Annotated in this window: 24 protein-coding genes; 10 read left to right on the top strand and 14 right to left on the bottom strand. The window is 22.1% G+C overall.

Annotated elements, in window-relative coordinates; genetic code table 4:
- Positions 1 to 23 precede the first annotated feature (23 nt).
- Together NPA14_RS02780 and NPA14_RS02785 are read right to left on the bottom strand one after the other, a co-directional pair.
- Positions 24 to 410, bottom strand: a complete 387-nt coding sequence (locus tag NPA14_RS02780) for an MAG1140 family protein (protein ID WP_257075892.1) — start codon at positions 408 to 410, stop codon at positions 24 to 26.
- Positions 385 to 2,436 (bottom strand): Mbov_0121 family peptidase domain-containing ABC transporter, encoded by a 2,052-nt coding sequence (locus tag NPA14_RS02785; RefSeq protein ID WP_257075893.1) that lies wholly within the window; start codon positions 2,434 to 2,436, stop codon positions 385 to 387. Before NPA14_RS02785 ends, NPA14_RS02780 begins: the two co-directional genes overlap by 26 nt.
- Positions 2,437 to 2,525: 89 nt before the next feature.
- On the opposite strand from NPA14_RS02785, the gene NPA14_RS02790 reads away from it, so the two are divergent.
- Together NPA14_RS02790 and NPA14_RS02795 are read left to right on the top strand one after the other, a co-directional pair.
- Positions 2,526 to 2,972, top strand: a complete 447-nt coding sequence (locus NPA14_RS02790) for an RpiB/LacA/LacB family sugar-phosphate isomerase (protein ID WP_257075894.1) — start codon at positions 2,526 to 2,528, stop codon at positions 2,970 to 2,972.
- A gap of 1 nt (position 2,973) precedes the next feature.
- Positions 2,974 to 4,014, top strand: coding sequence for a YihY/virulence factor BrkB family protein (locus NPA14_RS02795; protein ID WP_257075895.1), 1,041 nt, complete (start codon positions 2,974 to 2,976; stop codon positions 4,012 to 4,014).
- 27 nt (positions 4,015 to 4,041) lie between these two features.
- On the opposite strand, the gene NPA14_RS02800 is transcribed toward NPA14_RS02795, so the two are convergent.
- The 7 genes from NPA14_RS02800 to NPA14_RS02830 all read right to left on the bottom strand — a co-directional run bounded on the left by NPA14_RS02800 (position 4,042) and on the right by NPA14_RS02830 (position 9,908).
- Positions 4,042 to 4,638 (bottom strand): hypothetical protein, encoded by a 597-nt coding sequence (locus NPA14_RS02800; protein ID WP_257075896.1) that lies wholly within the window; start codon positions 4,636 to 4,638, stop codon positions 4,042 to 4,044.
- Positions 4,639 to 5,151 carry an adenine phosphoribosyltransferase gene (locus NPA14_RS02805; RefSeq protein WP_257075897.1) on the bottom strand — a complete coding sequence of 171 codons (513 nt, stop codon included), beginning with the start codon at positions 5,149 to 5,151 and terminating at the stop codon, positions 4,639 to 4,641. It abuts the gene before it with no gap.
- A gap of 1 nt (position 5,152) precedes the next feature.
- Entirely contained in the window at positions 5,153 to 6,955 is a 1,803-nt protein-coding gene (gene infB / locus NPA14_RS02810; RefSeq protein ID WP_257075898.1) for a translation initiation factor IF-2, read from the bottom strand.
- Positions 6,943 to 7,230, bottom strand: coding sequence for a YlxR family protein (locus tag NPA14_RS02815; RefSeq protein ID WP_257075899.1), 288 nt, complete (start codon positions 7,228 to 7,230; stop codon positions 6,943 to 6,945). Before NPA14_RS02815 ends, infB begins: the two co-directional genes overlap by 13 nt.
- On the bottom strand, positions 7,217 to 8,797 hold the full coding sequence (locus tag NPA14_RS02820) for a NusA N-terminal domain-containing protein (protein WP_257075900.1): 1,581 nt from the start codon (positions 8,795 to 8,797) through the stop codon (positions 7,217 to 7,219). The genes NPA14_RS02815 and NPA14_RS02820 overlap by 14 nt, the downstream gene beginning before the upstream one ends.
- Positions 8,798 to 8,806: 9 nt before the next feature.
- Complete coding sequence (locus NPA14_RS02825) at positions 8,807 to 9,241, bottom strand: ribosome assembly cofactor RimP (RefSeq protein WP_257075901.1); 435 nt, start codon at positions 9,239 to 9,241, stop codon at positions 8,807 to 8,809.
- 94 nt (positions 9,242 to 9,335) lie between these two features.
- A complete protein-coding gene (locus NPA14_RS02830; protein WP_257075902.1) occupies positions 9,336 to 9,908 on the bottom strand; it encodes a hypothetical protein in 573 nt (190 codons plus the stop codon).
- Between the two features lie 73 nt (positions 9,909 to 9,981).
- Here NPA14_RS02830 and NPA14_RS02835 point away from each other — a divergent pair, with 73 nt between their 5' ends.
- From NPA14_RS02835 to hinT, 3 genes are read left to right on the top strand one after another with little or no spacing between them, the layout of a single operon-like run.
- On the top strand, positions 9,982 to 12,162 hold the full coding sequence (locus NPA14_RS02835) for a HinT-interacting membrane complex protein P80 (RefSeq protein ID WP_257075903.1): 2,181 nt from the start codon (positions 9,982 to 9,984) through the stop codon (positions 12,160 to 12,162).
- A gap of 12 nt (positions 12,163 to 12,174) precedes the next feature.
- On the top strand, positions 12,175 to 13,500 hold the full coding sequence (locus NPA14_RS02840; protein WP_257075904.1) for a HinT-interacting membrane complex lipoprotein P60: 1,326 nt from the start codon (positions 12,175 to 12,177) through the stop codon (positions 13,498 to 13,500).
- Between the two features lies 1 nt (position 13,501).
- Positions 13,502 to 13,843: a histidine triad protein HinT gene (gene hinT / locus NPA14_RS02845; RefSeq protein ID WP_257075905.1), complete on the top strand. Its 342-nt coding sequence runs from the start codon at positions 13,502 to 13,504 to the stop codon at positions 13,841 to 13,843.
- A 35-nt stretch (positions 13,844 to 13,878) separates the two neighbouring features.
- On the opposite strand, the gene NPA14_RS02850 is transcribed toward hinT, so the two are convergent.
- From NPA14_RS02850 to gmk, 5 genes are read right to left on the bottom strand one after another with little or no spacing between them, the layout of a single operon-like run.
- Positions 13,879 to 14,541 (bottom strand): ribulose-phosphate 3-epimerase, encoded by a 663-nt coding sequence (locus NPA14_RS02850; RefSeq protein WP_257075906.1) that lies wholly within the window; start codon positions 14,539 to 14,541, stop codon positions 13,879 to 13,881.
- Positions 14,531 to 15,370: a ribosome small subunit-dependent GTPase A gene (rsgA, locus tag NPA14_RS02855; protein WP_257075907.1), complete on the bottom strand. Its 840-nt coding sequence runs from the start codon at positions 15,368 to 15,370 to the stop codon at positions 14,531 to 14,533. The genes NPA14_RS02850 and rsgA overlap by 11 nt, the downstream gene beginning before the upstream one ends.
- Positions 15,371 to 16,363 (bottom strand): serine/threonine-protein kinase, encoded by a 993-nt coding sequence (locus NPA14_RS02860; RefSeq protein WP_257075908.1) that lies wholly within the window; start codon positions 16,361 to 16,363, stop codon positions 15,371 to 15,373.
- 2 nt (positions 16,364 to 16,365) lie between these two features.
- A complete protein-coding gene (locus NPA14_RS02865) occupies positions 16,366 to 17,115 on the bottom strand; it encodes a PP2C family serine/threonine-protein phosphatase (protein WP_257075909.1) in 750 nt (249 codons plus the stop codon).
- Entirely contained in the window at positions 17,090 to 17,695 is a 606-nt protein-coding gene (gene gmk / locus NPA14_RS02870) for a guanylate kinase (RefSeq protein ID WP_257075911.1), read from the bottom strand. The genes NPA14_RS02865 and gmk overlap by 26 nt, the downstream gene beginning before the upstream one ends.
- A gap of 114 nt (positions 17,696 to 17,809) precedes the next feature.
- Here gmk and secG point away from each other — a divergent pair, with 114 nt between their 5' ends.
- The 5 genes from secG to NPA14_RS02895 all read left to right on the top strand — a co-directional run bounded on the left by secG (position 17,810) and on the right by NPA14_RS02895 (position 22,833).
- The gene (gene secG / locus NPA14_RS02875) at positions 17,810 to 18,043 is read left to right on the top strand and encodes a preprotein translocase subunit SecG (protein WP_257075912.1); all 234 of its coding nucleotides are present in this window, start codon (positions 17,810 to 17,812) and stop codon (positions 18,041 to 18,043) included.
- A 62-nt stretch (positions 18,044 to 18,105) separates the two neighbouring features.
- A complete protein-coding gene (rnr, locus tag NPA14_RS02880; protein WP_257075913.1) occupies positions 18,106 to 20,229 on the top strand; it encodes a ribonuclease R in 2,124 nt (707 codons plus the stop codon).
- On the top strand, positions 20,222 to 21,007 hold the full coding sequence (locus NPA14_RS02885; RefSeq protein ID WP_257075914.1) for a tRNA1(Val) (adenine(37)-N6)-methyltransferase: 786 nt from the start codon (positions 20,222 to 20,224) through the stop codon (positions 21,005 to 21,007). The genes rnr and NPA14_RS02885 overlap by 8 nt, the downstream gene beginning before the upstream one ends.
- Positions 21,000 to 22,541 (top strand): methionine--tRNA ligase, encoded by a 1,542-nt coding sequence (gene metG, locus NPA14_RS02890; protein ID WP_257075916.1) that lies wholly within the window; start codon positions 21,000 to 21,002, stop codon positions 22,539 to 22,541. Before NPA14_RS02885 ends, metG begins: the two co-directional genes overlap by 8 nt.
- A gap of 7 nt (positions 22,542 to 22,548) precedes the next feature.
- Positions 22,549 to 22,833, top strand: a complete 285-nt coding sequence (locus NPA14_RS02895) for a putative quinol monooxygenase (RefSeq protein ID WP_257075917.1) — start codon at positions 22,549 to 22,551, stop codon at positions 22,831 to 22,833.
- The last annotated feature ends 10 nt before the right edge of the window (positions 22,834 to 22,843 follow it).

Here is a 22,843-nt window from a genome sequence, read left to right on the forward strand (position 1 = left end):
ATATTATTATATATTATCAAGTGTTAAAAATTAAATAATGCCTTGAATATAGATATTTTATCTAAAATTATTCATCCATCTATTTCTAAATTATTTAAAATTTTTCAATTATTAGGAAAATCATAAAATGTTATTTCAACATAATTATTAATCAACTGTATATTTTTTATTTTTACATTGTAAATTTGTGATTGTAATTTTAATCTAATAAAATCATTTACATTAACTTCATTAATTAACTCTTGCGAGCCTAATAATTTTTGATTTTTAAAATCATTAATTTGAAGTTTTATCATTTTTGTTTTTTCAATTTTATAAAAACAAATAAAAATAATTATTGCAATAGATAAAATAAAAATTAAAACTAGAAAAAATATTAAATATTTATTTAATCTTGTTAATCTCTCCAAAATTTATCTCCTTATTTGTAAAAATAAAATTATTTGTATGACTTACTTCGATAAATAAAGCATCACACTGATAATCTTTTATCATTATTTTTAAATCTTTTTTAATATCATTATCTAAATTTTCAAACGCTTCATCTAAAATTATTAATTTATATTTTTTAGTAAATAATTTTAATAAACTTATAAATTGTCGTTGACCTGCAGAAAGATTACTTGCATTTTCTTTTAACATCATATTTAGATTTATTTTCATTTTATTTATTAATTTTGGTAATTCACCAAAATTTAAAATATTATTTAATTCTTCAAATTTATTCCTGTTGCCTGATGATAAATATTCACTTAATTTTATTTGAGGAATAATATTATTGTTATTTATAAAAATAAAATTAGAATTAAATTCATTTTTATCAATTTCTAAATAATTAATATTATTAATTTCCATGTAACCATTCCAATTTTCTAGATTATTTTTAATAATATTTAAAAATGTAGTTTTTCCACTTCCATTTTTACCCCGAATTTGCAAATGACTATCGATTACAAAATTTTCAATATCAATTATATTTTTTCCATCTTCATAAGCATAAACTAATTTTTTTATATTTATTTTCTGTATATTGGGAATTGAAATAAAACCTAATGAATCTTTAATTTCTAGATTTAAAACAAAATTCAAAGCAACAAAAGCTTCATTATATAAATTCTTTGATACAAATAAGTTATTTAAGGAATTAAAAGGATTAATTAAAAAATTAATAAGACTTAAAAACATAACTATATTTCCTAAAGATCCTTTATTATTCAAAAGAAATCAACTAGAAATAAAAATCACAATTAGACTTAAGTTGCTTAAAATTCACTCATTTAAAAAATTTTTTGAATTAGATATATTATTTATTTGATTTTCATTTTTTCAAAGTTTTATTTTATTTATAAACATTTTTGTTTTTAAAAAATGAGATAAATCTTGCTTATTAAAATTAGAACAATTTTCTAAAAAATTTTTTTGACACTGGTAATCAATAAATTTTTGTTTAATTAAATTTGTTGTTAATTTTTGTATTTTTTGTTGATACAAATAATTTAAAAAATATAAAAACAATAAAATACTTATAACAATTGAGAATACAAAAAAATTAATGTACATTAGTACTAAAGAAGAAATAATTATAGACATTGAATCGAAAATAAAATTAAATAAAAATAAAGATTTAAAATTTGCAATAACTTCTATGTAATTAAAACGTCTTAAGTAATCTAAAATTTCTAATTTATAAAAATTATTTAATTTTAAATTTTCTAATTTATTAACTAGAGACGATGTAAGATTATAAGAAATTTCTATACTTAATTTATTTACTATTAAATTTTTTATTATTGAAGTTGTATGTCTGAAAAGATTTAAAAATAAAAATAATATAAAAATAGCTAATAAATTAATTTTTGAATTATTAGGTAAAATTATGTCAAAAATAATTTTGGTATAAAAACTCACCCCTATAATACAAAATAAATTAATCATAGCTAACAATAGCAATGCAAACGAATATTTTTTATTGTTAATCAAAGAACTAATTTGATTAGAAATGTTAGTATTTTTATCAGAATTTCAAAATTGAGAATAAAAACACAAAATTGTTTTTTGAAAAACTTCATTCAATTCTAAATAATTATAAACATGTATTGATATATCTTCGGGATCATAAATAAAAAAATTATTTTTTTTAATTTTAATTAAAATTACAAAATGATTCATGCCATTCTTATTTATTAAAAGCACTATTGGAAATTCTTTTTTACTTAAATCATTTAAAGAATCTAATTCACAATTATATGCATCGATATTTAAACTATAATTTTTCGCTAATGTTTTTAATGAATAAATATTTATACCATCATTACCATAAGAAGCTTCTAATTTTAAAAGATCTAAATCAACTTCTCTTTTGTAAAAATGTTTAACAAAATATTTAATAATATATAAACCGCAATCTTTTCTATCAAATTGTTTTACATTTTTCATCATCTCTATTATTAAAATAAATGTAAAATTTTGTTAGAAAAAGAAAAAAAATAAACTTTTTAGTGTAAAGTTTGATAAAAGGAGAATTTATGAATAAAAAAGTTGTGGCTCTTGCAAGTGATCATGCTGGTGCGGAACTAAAAAATCAATTAGCTAATTATTTAAATGAAAAAGGTTATGAAACTGTTGATTTAGGTCCCGCCGATGCTTCGCAATCAATTTCTTATGCTGCTCAAGGACACCAACTAGCCAATTATCTCAACGAACATAAAGAAGTCGTATTTGGACTTGGTTTTTGTGGCACAGGATTAGGTATTTCATATGCTTTAAATAGACACGAACATATTAGAGCAGCTAGAATTACCAGTGTTGAAGATGCTAAATTGTCTAAATTACATAATGATGCAAATGTATTAGTAATGGGTGGACGTATTACTGAATTTGAAGAAGCTAAAAAAATGCTAGATGCATATTTAGACACTCAATATGAAGGCGGAAGACATCAATCTAGAATTGACGAAATAGATAGATTTTAATATGTTTAACAAAAGTAAAAATAATAAAGACAAAAAATTTAAAAAGGACTATAAAAATAATTTAAAACAAAAAAGTTTTTACAAGAATATTAGCTTAAATAAAGAAAATAATTTTAGTATTTTAGGTAAAATTATTCGTTTTTTCTTAATTATAATTTTAAAAATAACAACTCCTAAAAATAGTTGAAAAAACAAAAATAAAACAAAAGAATTAATTGATAGAGCTTATAAAAAATATGTTAGCGAAGATTTAGTTTTTATTCCTTTGTCGTTAGCTTTTTATTTTCTCATTTCTTTTGTGCCTATTATTACTATCTTGATAGTACTGTTATCTTTAATTCCTAATTATGATAGTTATTTTATTAATATTATTCTCAGTAGAATTATCCCTGGAATCAATGATGTAATTAATTTAAGTAATAGTTTTAAAAATACCACTTTACAAACCATTTCAATTATTTTATTAGTGTTAACATCTTTATGAATTGCATCGGGAGGATTTGCCAAATGAGTTTATAGTCAAAATTATATTTATAAACATGAACAATTAGGCAATTTAATCACTAATCGCTTTAAAGGTTTTATTATTGTTATAGGTATTAGTTTATATTTATTTATTAGTATTTGTTTATATATTTGATTTTTTAAATTATTTAATTTAAAGGAAAATACTACTCAATTTGATACTGTTTTTTACTGTAGTTTTACTATATATTTATTTTTAATTTTATATTGTGGTATCACATTATTATATAAATTAACACCTAATTTTAAAAATCCTTTAAACATGATTTTTCCTGGTGCTTTAACAGCATCAATTCCTATTGCAATATTTATAATTATTTTTGGTTATTTATCTTCTTGAATTAATTATTCAAAATATGGAATTATTAGTACATTTATGTATATTGGATTATTTGTTTCTTTTTTAAGTTATTGTTTATTATTAGGAACTATTGTAAATGAAGCATATTATAAAACTTATCATTCAAGTTTTACTATTAAAAAAAATTATTGATTTACTTGAAATAAAAAGTATTAAAAAAACTGTAAGAAAATTACAGTTTTTTTAATATAAAATTTCTTTATAAGCTTTATATTTTAAATGGTATTTGTATATAAATTTATAAAATAATAAGGCTAAATTAATTGCTAAAATAGGTTCACCAATAATATTTAATAAATGTGTCAAAATTCATTCATTAATTGGTAATAGGCCTTTTATAGGGCTTATTTGATGGTGTAAATGTTGAGCACTTAAAACTAATATCAAATTTAAATTGCTTGCTAAAAAAGCTAATAATATAAAACCCCATATATTAATATATTTATCTAATTTTATTAATTTATAAAACAAGTAAATAATCATACTCATTAAAAACCTAGGCAATACAGAAATATCGATATATTGATATCTGATACTGCCATACATGTATGCAGCAATTAAAGAACTTAATCCAAAAGACAAACCACCTACTAAAAAACCTTTAAAACCTAAATGCACACCAGCAAGTACTACAAAAAAAGGTAAATAAGTTAAATTAATACGTCCTAATATTGGAATATACCCTATATATACAACAAAACCAGAAATGATAAAAAAAGAAAAATAGACAGTTAAAAATACAATATCAATTGTTTTAATTTTATGTGTTTTTATTTTCATTTAATATGTAATTAAAGTTTGAATTTCTACATTATATTTTTGAAGTTTTTTTCTAGCTTCTAAATTTAATAACTCAATTAAAGTAACTATTTTAGTTGCTTTGGCGTTAGCTTGATGAATTAATTTTATAATGGCTTCAATTGTGCCTCCTGTTGCCAATACATCATCTATAATTGCAACAGTTTTATTTTGTATATCAATTTTTTGACTTAATTCTAATTGATTTTTTCCATATTCTAATATGTATTCTTGTTTTAAAGTAGGCTCAGGCATTTTTTTACTTTTTCTTATCATTACAAAAGGTTTACTTAACATTGCTGCTATGGCAGCACCAAAAATAAAACCTCTTGATTCTGGAGCTGCTATTACATCACAGTTAATTATTTCTTTGGCCATTGTTCAAATTGCATAATTAAAAGCTTGACCATTTGCTAATAATGATGAAATATCCTTAAAAATAATATTTTCTTTAGGAAAATCAGGTACATCAATAATAAATTCTTTTAAATTCATTTTATTTCACTTCTACATCTTCGTAAAATTCAAAAATATCATCAATCATAATATCGTTGTATTTTCTCAAATGTGTTCCAAAATCTTTACCATTACCTACTTCTTTGACTTCATTTTTTTCTCTTTGTAAAGTTTCAATAAATCCTTCGTGTATTAATTTTTTATTTCTATAAACTTTTACTTTACAACCTAATTTAACTATTCCTTCATTCATTATGCTACCAGCAATAATTCCCACTTTTGAAAATTTAAAAATTTTATCAACTCTAGCTGATCCAATAAGTTTTTCTTCATAAATAATTGTTTTTTTAGAATCTAATAATTTCTGAATTTCTTCCATTGCTTGATAAACAACACTATGCGACATCATTATTACATCTTGTTGTTTTGCTAATTGTTTAATAATTGAAGAAGGTTTGTTATTAAAGGTTAAAATAATAGCATTTGCCGCTTGTGCTAATAATAAATCTTTATTTGAAACTTGACCAGCTGAAGAACTAACAATATGCACCTTAACTTCTTCATTTTGTAAGTTTTTTAATGAATTTTCTAAAGCTTCTGCAGTCCCTTGTACATCTGATCTAATAATAATGTTAATAATTTTTTTGCCTTCTTCAATATTTTTCATTGCTTTATTAGATAAAATGCTGTTACGATCCATTTGAGCTTTTTCATTTGCTAATTTTTTAGCCAATTTTTCATCGAAAACTCCAATAAATCTCTCACCAGCTTGTGGAGGGTAATTCAAACCACTAATAATTACTGGAGTGCCAGGAAGTCCTTTATTTATTTGTTTCATATTGGAAGGATCAATCATCATCTTAACTCTTCCATATGAAGCTCCTGCAATAATAAAATCACCTTTTTCTATAGTTCCATTTTCTACAATTAAAGTAGCTAAAGTACCGATTCCTCTATCAATTTTACTTTCTATTATTGTGCCAAAAGGATATCTATTAGCATTTGCTTTTAAATCAAAAATATCGGTATGTAATAATATTTGTCCTAATAAATCATTAATTCCATCTCCTGTTAAAGCAGAACCATAAACAACAGGAACATCTCCACCGAATTCTTCTAATACAACATCATTTTCTAATAATTCTCTTTTAATTCTGTCAATATTTTTTGAAGGTTTATCCATTTTATTGACAAATACAATCATAGGAACGCTTGCACTATGAGCATGATTTATAGCTTCTTTTGTTTGTGGCATAACACCATCATCACAAGCAACAACAAGCACGATAATATCAGTTATTTTTGCACCTCTAGAACGCATTTCTTTAAATGCTTCATGCCCAGGAGTGTCAATGAAAGTAATTTTTTCGCCTTTATGTGTAGCTTGATAAGCGCCTGTATGTTGAGTAATACCAGAACTTTCAGTTTGTGTTACCTTGGTTTTTCTAATGTAATCAATTAAAGTAGTTTTACCATGATCAACATGACCCATCACGGTTACTACAGGAGTTCTTTTTGTTAATTCTTCAGGTTTATCATCAAAAATAATGTTATTTAAAAAATTTCCCGCGTCAACATTTTCCTCTTTACGAAAATCTAACCCATAATCTAAGCAAATTTCAGCAATTTGTTCTTCTTCTAAAATATGATTTATAGTAAATAATTGGCCTTTTAAAAAGAATTTTTTTAGAATATCATTAGTATTAACATTGATTTTTTTAGCTAAATCACTAACGCTCATTTTATTAGTAAAAATAAAAATTCCATCTTTAATTTCAGTTTTAATATTTAATAAACTATTTTTAATTTCTTGATCATTAGTTTTTCTTTTTAATTTACTCATTCTATTTGCTCCAATTCTTTATTAATTTTTTCGTATGTATCTCTAGTTACATTAGTTCTAAAAATTCTATTTAATCCTTTAAATTTCAGTATTTTTTCCCAATTCTCTTTAGTAGGATAAAAATATGCGCCACGTCCTTTAAGATTATTATTAAGATCTAACTGTATTTGATTCGTTGTTTTTTTATAATCAATTCTTATTAATAAATTGACAGGATAAATTTGATTTGTTATAAAACATTTTCTTTTTGTTAAGGTTTTTCTATCAGTCTTCATTTTCTAAATCAGATAAATCAATATCTGTATCCAATCCAAAATTAGTTAAATCAGTATCTATTTTAAATTCTTCAATTACTTTTTTTGCTTTTTTAAAGTTTTTTAAATCTTCTTTTATTTCTTCTGCAATTATTTCTTTTTGAACTTCTTCATCGTTATTATCTTGATTTGACATTTCTGCAGAATGTTGTTCAAACAACTCTTCAAAATTTAAATCATAATATTTATTATCATGTTCTTCTTCTAATTCAAATGCTGCAACATCTTTATCAAATGTGTCCATTGTTAAATTAAAATTATTAATATATTTATTATTTTTAAGTTTATTATTAACATTTTTCTTATTTATCTTATTTTTTGGAGCATTAAATGTTTCAAGAGCGGATTTATTATATATTAAATTTAATTCCTCAGCTTTTTCTATTGTTATAATATCTAAAAAAGTATTAGTAATTGCTGAAGCTAAAGAAGCATTAACACCTTTTTTACCTATAGCGTTAGTTAAATGTTCATTTTTAACAATTACATAATAATTTTTATTATTTTCGTCATTATTTTTTTTAACAACATCAACTATTTGTGCAGGAGATAACGCATTAATAATAAAAGTTTTTATATCATCGCTGTATTCTATAATATCAATTCTTTCATCTTCTAATTTACTTCTTAAAGAATTAATTCTTTGACTCTGAATTCCAATAATAGCCCCATGAAGATCAAAGTCTAAATTAGTATTAGTTGATTTTTTTAAAGCTATTTTTGTTCTTTCACCCGGTTGTCTTTGAATTTTATAAATTTCTATCAAACCTTCATTAATTTCAGGAATACTTTCATTCAAAACTTTTTTTACAATTATTGGAGAATCTAAGGATACAATTATTTGATTTAATTTAGCATCCTCTTCCACTTTTTCTACAATAACTTCAATTTTTTCTCCTCTTTTAATATTTTTCTTTTCACTCATTATTGATTTAGGTAAAAAACCAGTTACATTTAAACCTTGTTGATCCTTAATTACAACATTTCAATGACCTTTATCTGTTTTAGTAACAAATTCAGCTATTACCTTAGTTCCAACTAACATTGAATATTTTTCAAAAACAGTTCTTTTCTCTAATAATTTAATACCTTGAATTATTGAAAGAAAAATAATTTTCAAAATTTGTTTAATATTAGTATCTTTTGAATTTGTTAATCAACTAAAATCAATTGGAACTTTAATTAAATCATTAACTTGAATATTAGGATTATAAATTTTCGCTTCGTTTAAAGGAATATTATAAATTCTTGTTTCAGGATTTTCATTTAAATCTTTTAAAGTATCTTCATCATCCTCAACTACTGTAACATTCAAATTATAAAGTTTTGCAACTTTATTTTTTTTGTCTAATTCAAAAATCATATCTGCATCTTGATCTAATTTTTTGCGTATTATTTTAGTTGTTTCAGCATTAAATACTTCTACTATTTTATCTAAAGGCAAATTATGATTTAAACTATACTCTGTAATAACTTTATAAAATTGTTTTTCTTGTGCTAAATGTTTGCTATCTGTTTTTAATGCCATAAATACCTCTTAAAATTTAATATGTTTTCTTATTTTACTTATATTATTAATTTTAATCTCTTGTTTTCTAAATTGACCTTTATTATTTCATTTGATAACAATGTTTTCTCTGTCTTTGAAAATTAAATGTCCTATAAATTTCATTTTTTTATTTACAGAAGTTAATAATTGTACTTCAATGAATTCATTTAATAATGTATCTAATTCTTCAATTTCATATTCCGTTTTTTTACCTTTAGTAGAAACTGATAAATAATCAAAATTCAAATTAGAAGAATAATTTAAATCTAAAAATATATTAATTTCAGAAGTAAATTTTTCTACTGTCAAATAATCGTTTGTATCAAGAATTACATCAAGTAATAACATATTATCTTGTCTTATAATTTTGCAACTATAAATAATTTCACCAAATTGTTCTTTTAGAATTAAGAATCAGTTCATTATACTCCTTATAAAACGAAAGAGTTGCAAAACTGCAACTCTTTAAAAAGAGATTGATTAATATATAATATAAGTATATACAAAAATAAATAGATTAATATTTTTTTATATGTTTTTTTATGTGTTTAACAGTAAAATAATTACTTAAATATTCATTAAAATAACTGATTTTAAAATTATCAAATTCAAATTGTTTTAAATTGTTTGTATTTAAATTAGTAAACAAATAAGAATTTTCAAATTTATTATTTAAAATTAAATAAATTTCATTATGTTTTTTGTTCAATGAACATATTACATCATTAAATGTTTTTGATTTAGTTAAAAATGGTAATGTTTCTCAAAGCAGTGTTTTTTTAAATTTTCAAATTTGTTGATAAGTTGAATCAATAATTAAATGAAAAATAAAAGTAAATTTACCATCTTTATAATAGGCTAAATGTTTAAAATCATTTTTTGTAATTTTAGATATAAATAAATTTGAATATTTATTTTTTAAATACAAAAAATCCTTTCAATATAAAGAAAAATATAAATTATGTTCACCTATAAATTTACTTGATTGAATGATTGAATAAGAATAAGGACTTAAATATAAATTAATTTTTTCTTTTTGACAAATATTAATTAATTTTATAACATAATTTTGAATTTGTGTATTCTTCATCTTTCATCTATTAATTATATAAAGAATGTCTTATTTCATAATATAATTAACATAATTGTTTAGGAGGAAAATTATGGCTAGAAAAGAAACATTTTTTGAACGTTTAACGAAAAAAAACGCCGCCCATTTAGAAGAACAAACTATTATTAAAAAACCAAAAAGAAAAAGTAAAACGATTATCATTTTAAGCTCTATACTTACGACAATAGCAATTGTTGGTATAACTGTTCCTTTGGCTGTTACTGGTTCAATAACTAAAACTAATGATCCATTAGGTAAAAGTCAAAATGTATATACTTTTGTTTCGCCTGAAAATAAAACTTCAATCGGTTTTAACATAGGCGAAATTGAAACATTTAATGAATCAAACAACACTAATAATTTTCAACAACAATTAAGTGAACTAAATAAACAAATTATTTATTATCTTTATAACCAAGAAGTTGAAGCATCTAAAGAATATGAAGAATTATATAATTCATCATTAAAACAAGGTGAAAATAAAAAAGATGATTTACGTCTAAAAACAATTGATGAATTAAAAGAACAATATTCAAACGAATTAGAAGATACAAGACAAAATTTAATTAAACGTTATGGTTTTGCCAATTGAGAAACTCAATATAATCAAGTTTTAATTAATAATTATGATAATGCTACCAATACAGAAGAAGCCATTAATAATGCTGTTTTTAAACATATTAAAAACGATGCACTAAGACGTTTTAGATTATCAACAATTTCTATTAAAGATTTGATTGAAAGAACAGCTAACACTGATATTAAAATAGGCAATAAAAATATTAAAAAAGGTGAAAAGGTTTTTAATTGATTAAAACAAATTACTGACAATAATTTTGAAGGTAATTACTTTAAAATTAATAATGAATATGTTTCTTTTATGACAGAAAGTTTTATTCCTTCTAAAAAAGATGCTAAATCTTTTATTGAATATTATTTAAAAAATGATAATCCATATTTATTTTCTCAATTTACGCTTCCAGGTATTGCAAAAGTTAAAAACACTGATAATTGAACAGTTGATAAGAATTCATTAAAAACGCTTTTATTCGCTTGACCAATTAACAATAATGAAGAAAATGAATTTAAATTTAGTTATCAAAAAGTTCAAGAAATGTTTAAACCATTTAATCAATATGCAAATATTTTAACTTTATCTACTAATAATAATTTACCAACAGAAGCCAAAGTTTATAATGATTTATTACAAAAATTATCACTTGATGATAATACTATAAAACAAAATTTTGGTACTTCAGGAATCGTATCACTATCAACATTATTTAATGATAATGATGATGCTTTAAAGGCATTTCTTTCAATTAAAGATATTATTTTGGGAAACGCTGAAATAAAAGAAATTGATTTATTTGCTTTGTTTGACACAATTCAAGAAACAATTACTAAAGAATTTAATATATTAAAACCAGATTTTTCTAATGCTAAAACTTTCGATCAAAAGAAAGAACAAATTACTAAATACAATTCGGCGCTACAAAATATTTTTGACAAAGCTAATGAAAATACTAAAGAAGGTTTATATGATCAAAAATATTCAGAATTAATAACTCCTCTTTTCGAAAAAACTTTTAATATTGGAAAAGAAAAAGAAGGTAACAAACAATTATTTACTTTTTATAAATTAAAAAATACTAATTATTATCTCTTATTAACAACTAAAGGTATTTCAATAATAGACATACAAAATTTATTTGCAAATCAAACTGACTTAAATAAACAGATTAATTTATTTATACAAATGATTAAAAATGATTACATTTTAAACAATAAATATAACAATTTAACCGGAGTAAAATATAATACTTTAAACGTAATTAATCAATCTTTAACTAATGAAAATTATATTAATTCTGTTTTATTAAATGATGATGAGTTTATTAATTATTTACAAACAAAAATAAATATTTTTCATCCACAATATAATTCTCTTAATGGTGAACAGAATCCAAAATATAGCATAGATGATATAAATTTATTAAAAGAAAATAATCTTAAAACCTTAAATGCAAAGAATTATGAAACATCTTTAACTATTACAGAAAATATTAGCAAATGAATGAAAACAAGAGCACAAAATGGTGCTGATGAATATTTTGAATTAAAAAATAATAAAATCTACTTTACATATAATAATGATAATTATAATCAAACTGCTGAACAAAAATTAAATACTAAATTTTTAGAGTTATTAAAAATTTTTCAAAATAGATAAAGGAGGCAATCAATGAAAATAAATTGAAAAAAAATATTTTTATTTTCTTCTGTTTTTTCATTACCTTTAATAACTTTTTCATGTATTAAAACTGTTGATTCAGCAAGTAAAATAAAACAAGATAAAATATTAAGTGATCAAATTACATTACAAAAAATAGAACAAGATTGATTAAATTTAACTATTGCGTCTTTATATAATATTGATTTGACTATAAATGATTGGGAAAATGAATTAAAAAATAATTTACAAAATATTTCAGAAGAACTTTTTAATGATGCCTATAAAGCATTCCAAATTTACTCGGAAGATAAACTAAATAATGATAGTAATTTTTTCATTAAACATAATATTGAATTAATTAAACAAACCAATATTTTTAACGAAAAAACTCAAAAAGAATTTAACATTTTAAATCAAAAAACTGTGCCAGGGGAAATACCTAATCAAGAAATTTTTAATATTTATTGAGCTAATATTCAAAGTAATATAAGAAATGAAATAAGTAAAATGTTATTAGTTTATAAATATTTAACAATTAATAATGAAAATCAAATAAGTAAAATTGATACAACTTTTAAAAAAGATAATACTTTAGAAGTCAGCTTAGATGCTTATTTCTTAAATAAATATGCATTAGATAAAAAAATAGCTCAAATTTGACAAAAAAATCAATCGCAAGCTATTAGTGATGATGATTTCTTTTTACAAGGATTTGGTTTAATAGCTAATTCAAACGATTTTAACAATTTTTTAAAAAATACTGAAGAATTTAACAAAATCTTATCGGCAAACAGCCTTCAAAAATTGACAAATAATATTTATGATATTGAATTAAGGGGTTATTCTGGTTTTAAAGAAAATATAACTAATTATAATTTACTCTGATCATATGAAGATTTATCTAAAATTAATTCAAATGAAGGTGTAACATATAATTTATCTGGTTTTTATAATCCTGTTACTAAAAAATTAATTCATAATATAAATGCCGAAAATCCTTATTCACCATACCAAAATGAAACTGACACTGCAAACAAAGCAATAATAGTTTATCTCAACCAAATAACACCTATTGCTGAAAGTGAAAAAACAACATTGGTAAAGGCTACAAATAATCAGGAAACTGAAGACAAAATTTTATTATCTTTCAAAAATACACCTTATGCTCAAAAAATGGATATTTTAAGTTATATTTTTTCTACTATTGATAATTCTCTCTATACTAAGGCTCAAGAAGCTTTTAGCAAGTTAGGTTATAAAATTAAATTAAATAAAAATATTAATTCAACCTTAACAGAAAATATCAAAGAAAAAGTTTTTATTGAGGTGGAATAAAATGGAAAAAAGTATTTTTAGTAAAATAATCGATCGTGAAATAGAATCGAAAATACTATATGAAGATGATATTTGTATAGCTATTTATGATGCTTTTCCATTTAGAGAAGGTCACTTTTTAGTTATCCCAAAAAAACCTAGTAAAAATATTACTGAAATGGATGATGAAACTACCAAACATCTTTTTGTCATTGTTAAAAAATTAGCAAAAGAGCATATTTTGGATAAAAATATTCCTGGTTTTAAAATATTAATTAATACTAATGAAATAGCGGATCAAACAGTTTTTCATACTCATGTTCATGTTATTCCGGTTAGAGAAAAAATAAAACCAATGGAATAAAATAAATAAAAAATATCTTTAATTAAAGATATTTTTTATTTACCAAATTTTACACTTTCTATATTTTCTTTAGTTGGATTTTTTACAACATAAGTGCCTGCTACGCACGCATCTGCTCCTGCTTTAAAACATTGTGGACCTGTTATATTGTTTATGCCACCATCAACTTGAATTAAATAAGTATAATTATTTTCTAGTCTTAATTGTTTTAATTCTTTAATTTTATTAATAGAATCATCAATAAATTTTTGCCCTCCTGCTCCTGGTTCTACGGACATAACTAACAATAGTCTTAAATAAGGTAAAAATTTTTTTATTTCACTTACTGGAGTTTTAGGTTTAATAGCCATTCCTAAACTTAAATTATGTATATTATTTATCAAATATTCCAATAAAATTTTTTTATCTTTTACTGCTTCATAATGAAAAGTTAGAATATCTCCAACGTTTTTATAACTTTCTATAATATCTAAAGGATCTTCAATCATTAAATGTATATCTTTAAAGTGTTGAGGAGCATTAGAATTAATATTTTCCAATTCATGAAATTCAATAGCTGTATTAGGAACAAATTGTCCGTCCATAACATCATAATGTATTCAAGTAACACCTTGTGATAAAAGTGTTTTTACCATATTTAATCTTTCTTCAGGATTAACGTTTAATATTGAGGGAGTTACATATTTATTATTTTTCATTTTTTATTATCTCCATTAGTAATTTTACATAATTATCATATCTAAATTGAGGAATCAATTTATTAATATTTAATTTAATATTACAAAAATTTTCGGGTTCGTTATAATGCAAACATCATTTAAATTTGCATTTTTTAGATAATTCTCTAAATTGTTTGAATGATTTTGATAACTCTTCTTGAGTCATTTTAATGTCTAAAGCTGAAAAACCAGGAGTATCTATTAATTTACCTTCGTAAATATCATAAATTTTAGTTATTCTTGTGGTATGCTTGCCTCTATTAGCTTTTTTACTTATTTCTTGTGTTTCTAGATTCAAATTTAAAATTTTATTAATAATAGTAGTTTTGCCAACACCACTTTGACCCATAAAAGAACAAGTATTGCCTTTAAAAATTGTTTTAATCATCTCTAAATCATTATTTTCAAAATTGTTTAATAAATAAACTCGATAACCTAAATTTATATAATTATCAATTTCATCAGTTCAACCCAAATCTTTTTTAGTAAAAAAAAGAATAGGTTCAATATTTTTGTTTTCAATTAAAGCTAAATATTTATCAACTAAAAAAGAATTAAAATCTGGGTTTTTTATTGACATTACAACTATTATATGATCAATATTGGCCACTTTAGGCCTTATAAAACTATTTTTTCGTTCATAAATATTTCAAATATGTTTATTTTCTACAAAATCTACATAATCACCAACCAAAGGTATAACACCTAAATACCTGAATGTACCAGCAGCAGGCAAAAGATGAAAATTATTATTTTCATCTTTTATCGTATATTTACCTGCATTTATTGAATAAATTTGACCTCTCATTTACACCACCGTTGCAATTATTATAATTGTTAAAACCATTATAAAAAACGTTATTATTAGACTTATTCATAAAAACTTTTTAGAATTTAAAATATCAGCAAATGATTTTTTTATTCTAATTTTTTTATAATCTAAAGGTTTTTCATTATATCTTTCTATATTTAAACAAGTTTTTAAATCTTTTGCAAGATTTGTCATACTTAAGTATCTTTTATTTGGGTCTTTTGCTGTTGCTCTAATGATTATGTTAATCATTGCTTGGGGAATATTAAGAATTTTAGCTAAATTAGGTAAAGAAGCAAATTTATGTTTATTAATAGTTTCTTCGTAAGTTGCGCCTTTAAAAGGATATTCCATAGTCAACATTTCATATATTAAAACGCCTAAAGCATATATATCACTTTGTCTAGTAGGAACTGATTTTGCAACACAAATTTCAGGAGCCATATAATAAATTGAACCTACTAATTTGGTTTCCTGTGTAAATCTTTGACTCTCATCGGTTAAAGCTAGTCCAAAATCAATTATTTTTATATTTTTATCTTTAGTTATCATTATATTGTTACTTTTTATATCACGATGAATTATTCCACATGTATGTAATTCTTGTAAACCTTCAGCAATTTGAATAGCATAATTTCTTACAATTTTGGGATTAATTTTACCTTCTGCTAGACGATTTTTTAAACTAACTCCATCAACAAATTCCATCACTATATATTGTTCTTTTTCATCGAAAAAAGACTCAATATATCTTGCTACATAATTGGATTTAATTTTTTTATAAATTTTTATTTCTTGTTCAAAACGTTTTTTATTTTGCTCATAATTACTAGTTTCACTATTATAAGCATATTTTAAGGCATAAAAAGTATCACTTTTATCATCTAATTCTTGAATTTTATAAACTTTTGAAAAACCGCCAGAATCAATTTCAGTAATAACTTTGTATTTTTTGTAAATGTTACTATCGTTTAAAATTTCAAAAGCCATTTTTACTCCAAATCAATTATTCCTATTGTTAAATTATCATCAGAAAAATTATTTATGGCCTCATTAATCATTAATTCACAAATTATTTCTGGTTCTTTATTTAAATTTAGAATAGTTTCTATCATTGAATGATTTAAAAATGAATGAATACCATCCGAAGTAGCTATTATTTTTTTTATTAAATGAATACTTTCTCCTAAATCAAAAATTTCCATTTTAGTTTTTTTTGTTGGCCCTAAAGCAGATGTTAATGCTCTTCAACGAGGGAATTTTTTTGCTTCAGTTATTTTATAATTATCTTCATAAATTAACTTATTTAAAATATTATGATCTTTGGTAATTTGTTCTAAAATACCATTATTTTTAAGTGCATAAATTCTAGAATCACCGATATTAAAAACTATAAAAATATTTTCTTCATTATTAAATAAAACACCTGTTAAAGTCGTACCCATATCTAATTTAGCTTCATCATTATTAGCTATTTTTTTCATTTCATTTTTAACATTTTTAATAGTATTACTCAATCAGGAGATTAAATTATTCTTTTCTATTATTAAAGGAAACAATTTATAAAAAGCATCCTTAAAAACATTTAAAGTAATTGTAGAAGCTAATGAACCACCAAAATGTCCACCCATGCCATCACATAAAATCATTAAAATAAAATTATTATTAGTTAATATATCAATACAATCCTGATTTTCTAATCTTTTTATTCCTATATTAGTTAATTTCGCTGTTTGCATCATTAATTTCTTTAAGTATTAAATTTCTAATTTCTAAAGCTGCTCGTTCTGGTATATCATTAATTATTTGATTTTTAAAATATTTTCTTTCTTCTAATTCTTCTTTTGCTTTTAACAAACGAGATTCGATAGCTTCGTTAGTTTCTGTATTTCTATTTCAAATACGGCTTTTTAAATCTTCAAACGATGGAGGAGAAACAAAAAAAGTTATAATATTGTATTTTTTTTCTATATTTGGAATGGCTAAAATTTGTTTAGCTCCGTGAGTTTCAATTTCTAAAAATGGAATATTATTTGCATTATGTATTCTTTCAATTTCAGAATAAAGAGTGCCATAAAAATTATCAAAATGAAAACTATATTCTAGTAATTCATTTTTATTAATTTTTTCTTTAAAATTATCCTTGCTTATAAAAAAATAATTTACTCCGTCAATTTCACCTTGTCTAGGTTTTCTTGTTGTTGCTGATACTGAAAATGCTAATCTTAAATCATCATAGTTAAATAAAAAATTTTCAATTGTTCCCTTACCCACTCCTGAAGGTCCAGTAAAAATAACAATTGGTTTTAATTTTTTATGCATCTTGCCCCCGAGTTATGAATAATATTTTATTAATTATAAAATATTTAATTAAAATTAATATACATTTATAATTAGTATAGTATATATAATTATATTATTAATTCAGGAGGATAAATGACTGCTATAACTATTATTTTAGTTTTACTAGGTTTAGTTATTATTATTGTTTCATTATTAATGTCTCCTGAATCTAACGCTTTTTCTGGTGCATTAGTTGAATCTGGTGATTTAGAATTGTTTAAAACCTCTAAAGAAAGAGGTATTAAAAAAGTTCTTAAATATACAATGCTTATTGGCGGAATTTTTTTAATTGTATTCACTATCGCTTTAAGAATCTTGATGCAATAAAGAAAAATTTTCTTTATTGTTTTTTTATTTATAATCATCAACGAAAGGACAAAATAAATAAAATGTTAGATAAAATTGCTATTTACAAATTAATAGTTAAATATTCTCCTATTAGTTTTATTGAGCTAGCTAAAAAAGCACATATCAAAATAATAGATAATAAAAATTTAACTAAATTACTTAATGATTGAATTAAAGAAAATAAATTAATTATTACTAGTAAAGGTAATTATATACCAATTAAACATATTAAAACTGTTGTTGGAGAATTAAAATATGTTAATGAAGGCAAATTTGCTTTTGTTGATATTTTTAATGAGGATAATGAAGTTATTGAAAGTATTTTTGTATCTAAAAATGATTTTAATAATGCTTTACCAAATGATACTGTACAAGTAGCAGTTTATCAATATTTTAATGATGAAAAAAATTATGGAAAAGTGGAAAAAATTATTAATGTTCAAACAAAATATTTAACTGGAATAATTAATTTTTCTAAAAATAAATTTCTTTTTGAGCCTATAAATAAGATGTATTCAATGTTTTCTTTTCAATTTAAACAAAATAATTTAGTAATTAATGAACAAGATATAATAAAAGCACAAATAGTTAAAAAAAATAAAAATATTTTGATCATTGAACCAATAAAAATTATTTCAAACTCAAAAGACCCTATGGCTTTTGTAGAAGCATATAATTACGAAAATAATGTTCCAAATACTTTTCCTGAAGAAGTTTTATTACATAGTCAACTTATTGATGATGAAATAGATATAAAAGATTTAAAAAATAGAGTTGATTTAAGAGATAAATTAATAGTTACGATTGATGGAGAAAATACAAAAGATTTTGACGATGCAATAAGTGTTAAAAAAATTAATGATAATTTATTTGAATTAAATGTTCATATTGCTGATGTAGCATATTATGTTAAAGAAAACGATCCTATTGATAATGAAGCAGTTAAAAGAGGTACTTCAATTTATTTAGTAAATAAAGTTATACCCATGTTGCCTGAGAAATTATCAAATGGTATTTGCTCATTAAATCCTAATGTTGATAGATATACTTTAACTGTGTCAATGCAAATTAATAAATCAGGACAAACTATAGATAAAAAAATATTTGCTTCAATAATAAATTCTAAATATAGATTAACATATCAAAAGGTTAATGATTATTTTAATAAAAATATATTATTCGAAGATAAACAACTTAATTTAATGTTAAATGAAGCCATAGAATTATCAAAAATACTTAGTGAATATAAAAAACAACAAGGTTATATTGATTTAGAAATTAATGAACCAATAATAAAAACTGATGAAAAAGGCAAAGTAATTGATATTTGTATAAAAAATTCAGGCTTTTCTGAAACAATGATAGAAAATTTTATGGTTAAGGCTAATGAAGCAGTTGCTGAATATTTAACAGATTTAAAAATTCCTTTTTTATATAGAATTCACGATCAACCTAATGAAGAAAAAATATTATATTTTGAAAATGTTTTAGATCAATTAAATATTAACTATAGTATTGATAAAAATAATATTACTCCACTTAATTTTCAAAATATTATTGAAAATATTAAAAAACAAAGAAACGATGAATTTATTAAAACATTATTTTTAAGAACTATGTCTAAGGCTATTTATTCAAAAGATAACATAGGACATTTTGGTTTAGCAAGTAAATTTTATTGTCATTTTACTAGTCCAATCAGAAGATATCCTGATTTAATTGTTCATCGAGCATTACGTGAAATAGTGTTTCAAAATAATATTGATAAAAATGAATATTTAAAAAAATTAGATTCAATTGCTAAATTAAATAATGATTCTGAAAAATTTGCACTTGAAACTGAAAGAAATACAAATGATTTAAAATTTGCTGAATATTGAGAAAATAAAATAGGTCAAATTCATGTTGGACAAGTAATTTCTTTAATGCCATTCGGTATATTTGTTCAATTTGAAAACAAAACTGATGCAATGATTCATATAACTAATATGTGTGATAACGAATATAAATTAAATGATAATAAAACTGAATTTGTATCGCAAAATAGAAAAATAAAATTAGGTGATTATGTAAAAGTAATCATTAGTTCAGCGGATAAAAAAACTGGTAAAGTAGATGGTATTCTTTTTGAATGTCAAATGATAAGGACGAAAAATAATGAATAAAGATAAATTAATAAAAAATTCTTTAGGTTTTGATTCAGATTTATTTATTTACCAAGATAAAGAAATGTTTAATTATTCAGTTGATACCATCTTACTTGCTAATTTTGTTTTTATTAATCAAAAAATAAAAAATATTTTAGAAATAGGTACTAATAATGCTGCGTTAGCAATTTTTTTATCTGAAAGAGATGACAAATTAAAAATAGATGCTTTAGAAATACAAACAAAAGCAATAGATATAGCAAAAATTAACATTGATTTAAATAAAAAAAATAATCAAATTAAACTAATAAATGATGATTTTAACGATTTTTGAAGAAAAAAAAGTAAATTAAATGATTATAAATATCATTCAATAGTATGTAATCCTCCTTTTTATCCTATTTCAAAAATTAAATTGGGAAAAAAGATTAGTCAGGAAAAATTAATTGCAACACACGAAATAAAATTAAATTTAGAACAAATTATTCAAGGATCATCAAAAATAATTGAACAAAAAGGATATTTGACAATGGTAATACCTGTTGAAAGATTAGTTGATTGTTTTTGTTTAATGAGAAAATACCATTTTGAACCTAAAAGAACACAATTTATTATTCCTAGAATTAATGATAAACCTAAATTAGTTTTAATTGAAGCAAGATATCAAGCTGGTTGAGGCATTCATTTTTTGCCTAATTTATATTTACATGATTCTGATAATAAAGATTTACATGAATATAGAAATGAAATTAAAAAATTATATAAACCTATAAAAAGAAAGGAAAATGATGAATAAAAAAACTTTTTATATCACAACTCCTATTTATTATGCATCTGGACCTTTGCATATAGGTCATTTATATTGTACGATTTTAGCTTGAACAATAGCTAATTACAAAAGAACACAAGGTTATGACATTAAATTTTTAACTGGTAGTGATGAACATGGTCAAAAAATTGCAACAAAAGCTGCTCAATCTAATCAAGAACCAAAAATTTTTGTAGATAATTTAGTTACTTCCTATAAACAAATGTGAAAAGATTGAAATATAGAATATGATTTTTTTTCTAGAACAACTGATAAAAAACATGAAAAATTAGTCAAAAATGTTTTTTCTTGAATGTTAAAAAATAATTATATATACAAAGCAAAATATGAAGGTTTATATTCAATAAATGATGAAGAGTATTTAGCAAAAAATCAAGCTGATTATAAAGATGGTGAATATTATCATCCTGTTTCAGGTCATAAATTAATTAAAATGAGTGAAGATAGTTACTTTTTTAATATGAAAAAAATGCAAGATTGATGAATACAATATATTAAAGATAATCCTAATTTTTTAAAACCACAAAAAATTGTGAATGAATTAATCAATAATTTTATTAGCGAAGGATTGGATGATTTATCTATAACAAGAACAAATGTTAAATGAGCAGTATCAATTAACGAAGAACCAGAACATACTTTATATGTATGATTAGATGCTTTATTTAATTATATAAGTGCTTTAGGATATGATCTTGATAACCCAGATGAAAATTATTTAAAATATTGAAAAAATGGAGATGAAATAGTACATATTTTAGGAAAAGAAATTGCTCGTTTTCACTTTATTTACTGACCAATATTTCTTGAGTCTATGCAATTAAAACAACCAACACATATTATTAGTCATGGATTATTAAGAGATAAAAATGGCAGAAAAATGTCAAAATCATTAAATAATGTTATAGCTCCTGAATATTTATTAAATAAATATCATGATGAGTTAATTAAATATTATTTTACAAGCCAAATAATATTTGGTGAAGATGGCAATTTTAGTGAAGAACATCTTATTAAAATAATAAATTCTGATTTAGTTAATAATTATGGTAATTTAATTTCTCGTACTATTAAAATGGTTAATAATAGTTTTGTTAATGGAATGATTTATATTAATTCAAATGACAAATTAAACCAAGAATTAGATAATAAATTATTAGAATTTGATTCTTTATTTACTAGTTTAATGAATAATTATAAGATTGATAAAGCTTTAAAAGAAGCAATCAATTTAAGTGATTATTTAAATAAATATATTGATAAAACACAACCTTGAACTTTAACTAATGAATTAGATAAATTAGAACAAATTTTAATAAGATTATTAAATGGAATTTATACTGTTTCATACGCTTTACAAATTTGTATGCCTAGAAAAATGCAAGAAGTAGCTAAAATTTTAAATTGTTCTTCATTTAAAAAAGAAGAATTAAATGATTTTACTAAATTTAATCTGAAAAAAATAGAATCTAAATATTTATTTTTAAATAGAATTAAATAGGAGAAATATGATTTGTGTAGTATATAAAGAATTAAAAATTAATGTAGAAAAGAAAAAAGAATTTCAACAAAATATTTTAAGTGCTATTTATGAACATAAAAAGCAAGAATTAAATCTTTCAATAGATGGTTTTTGGAAAGATTTACATACTTTTGTGATTATAGAAAGATGAAGTACAAAAGATGATTATGAAAAATTTGTTGCTTCTGAAATTTATAAAAATGTAAATAAATCTATTATCCAATATACTATAAATAAACCTTATGTAAAAAAATATGAAACTTCAATTTAATTTAATAAAT

Source organism: Mycoplasma sp. 1018B (assembly GCF_024582675.1).
Classification (GTDB): domain Bacteria; phylum Bacillota_I; class Bacilli_A; order Mycoplasmatales; family Metamycoplasmataceae; genus Mycoplasmopsis.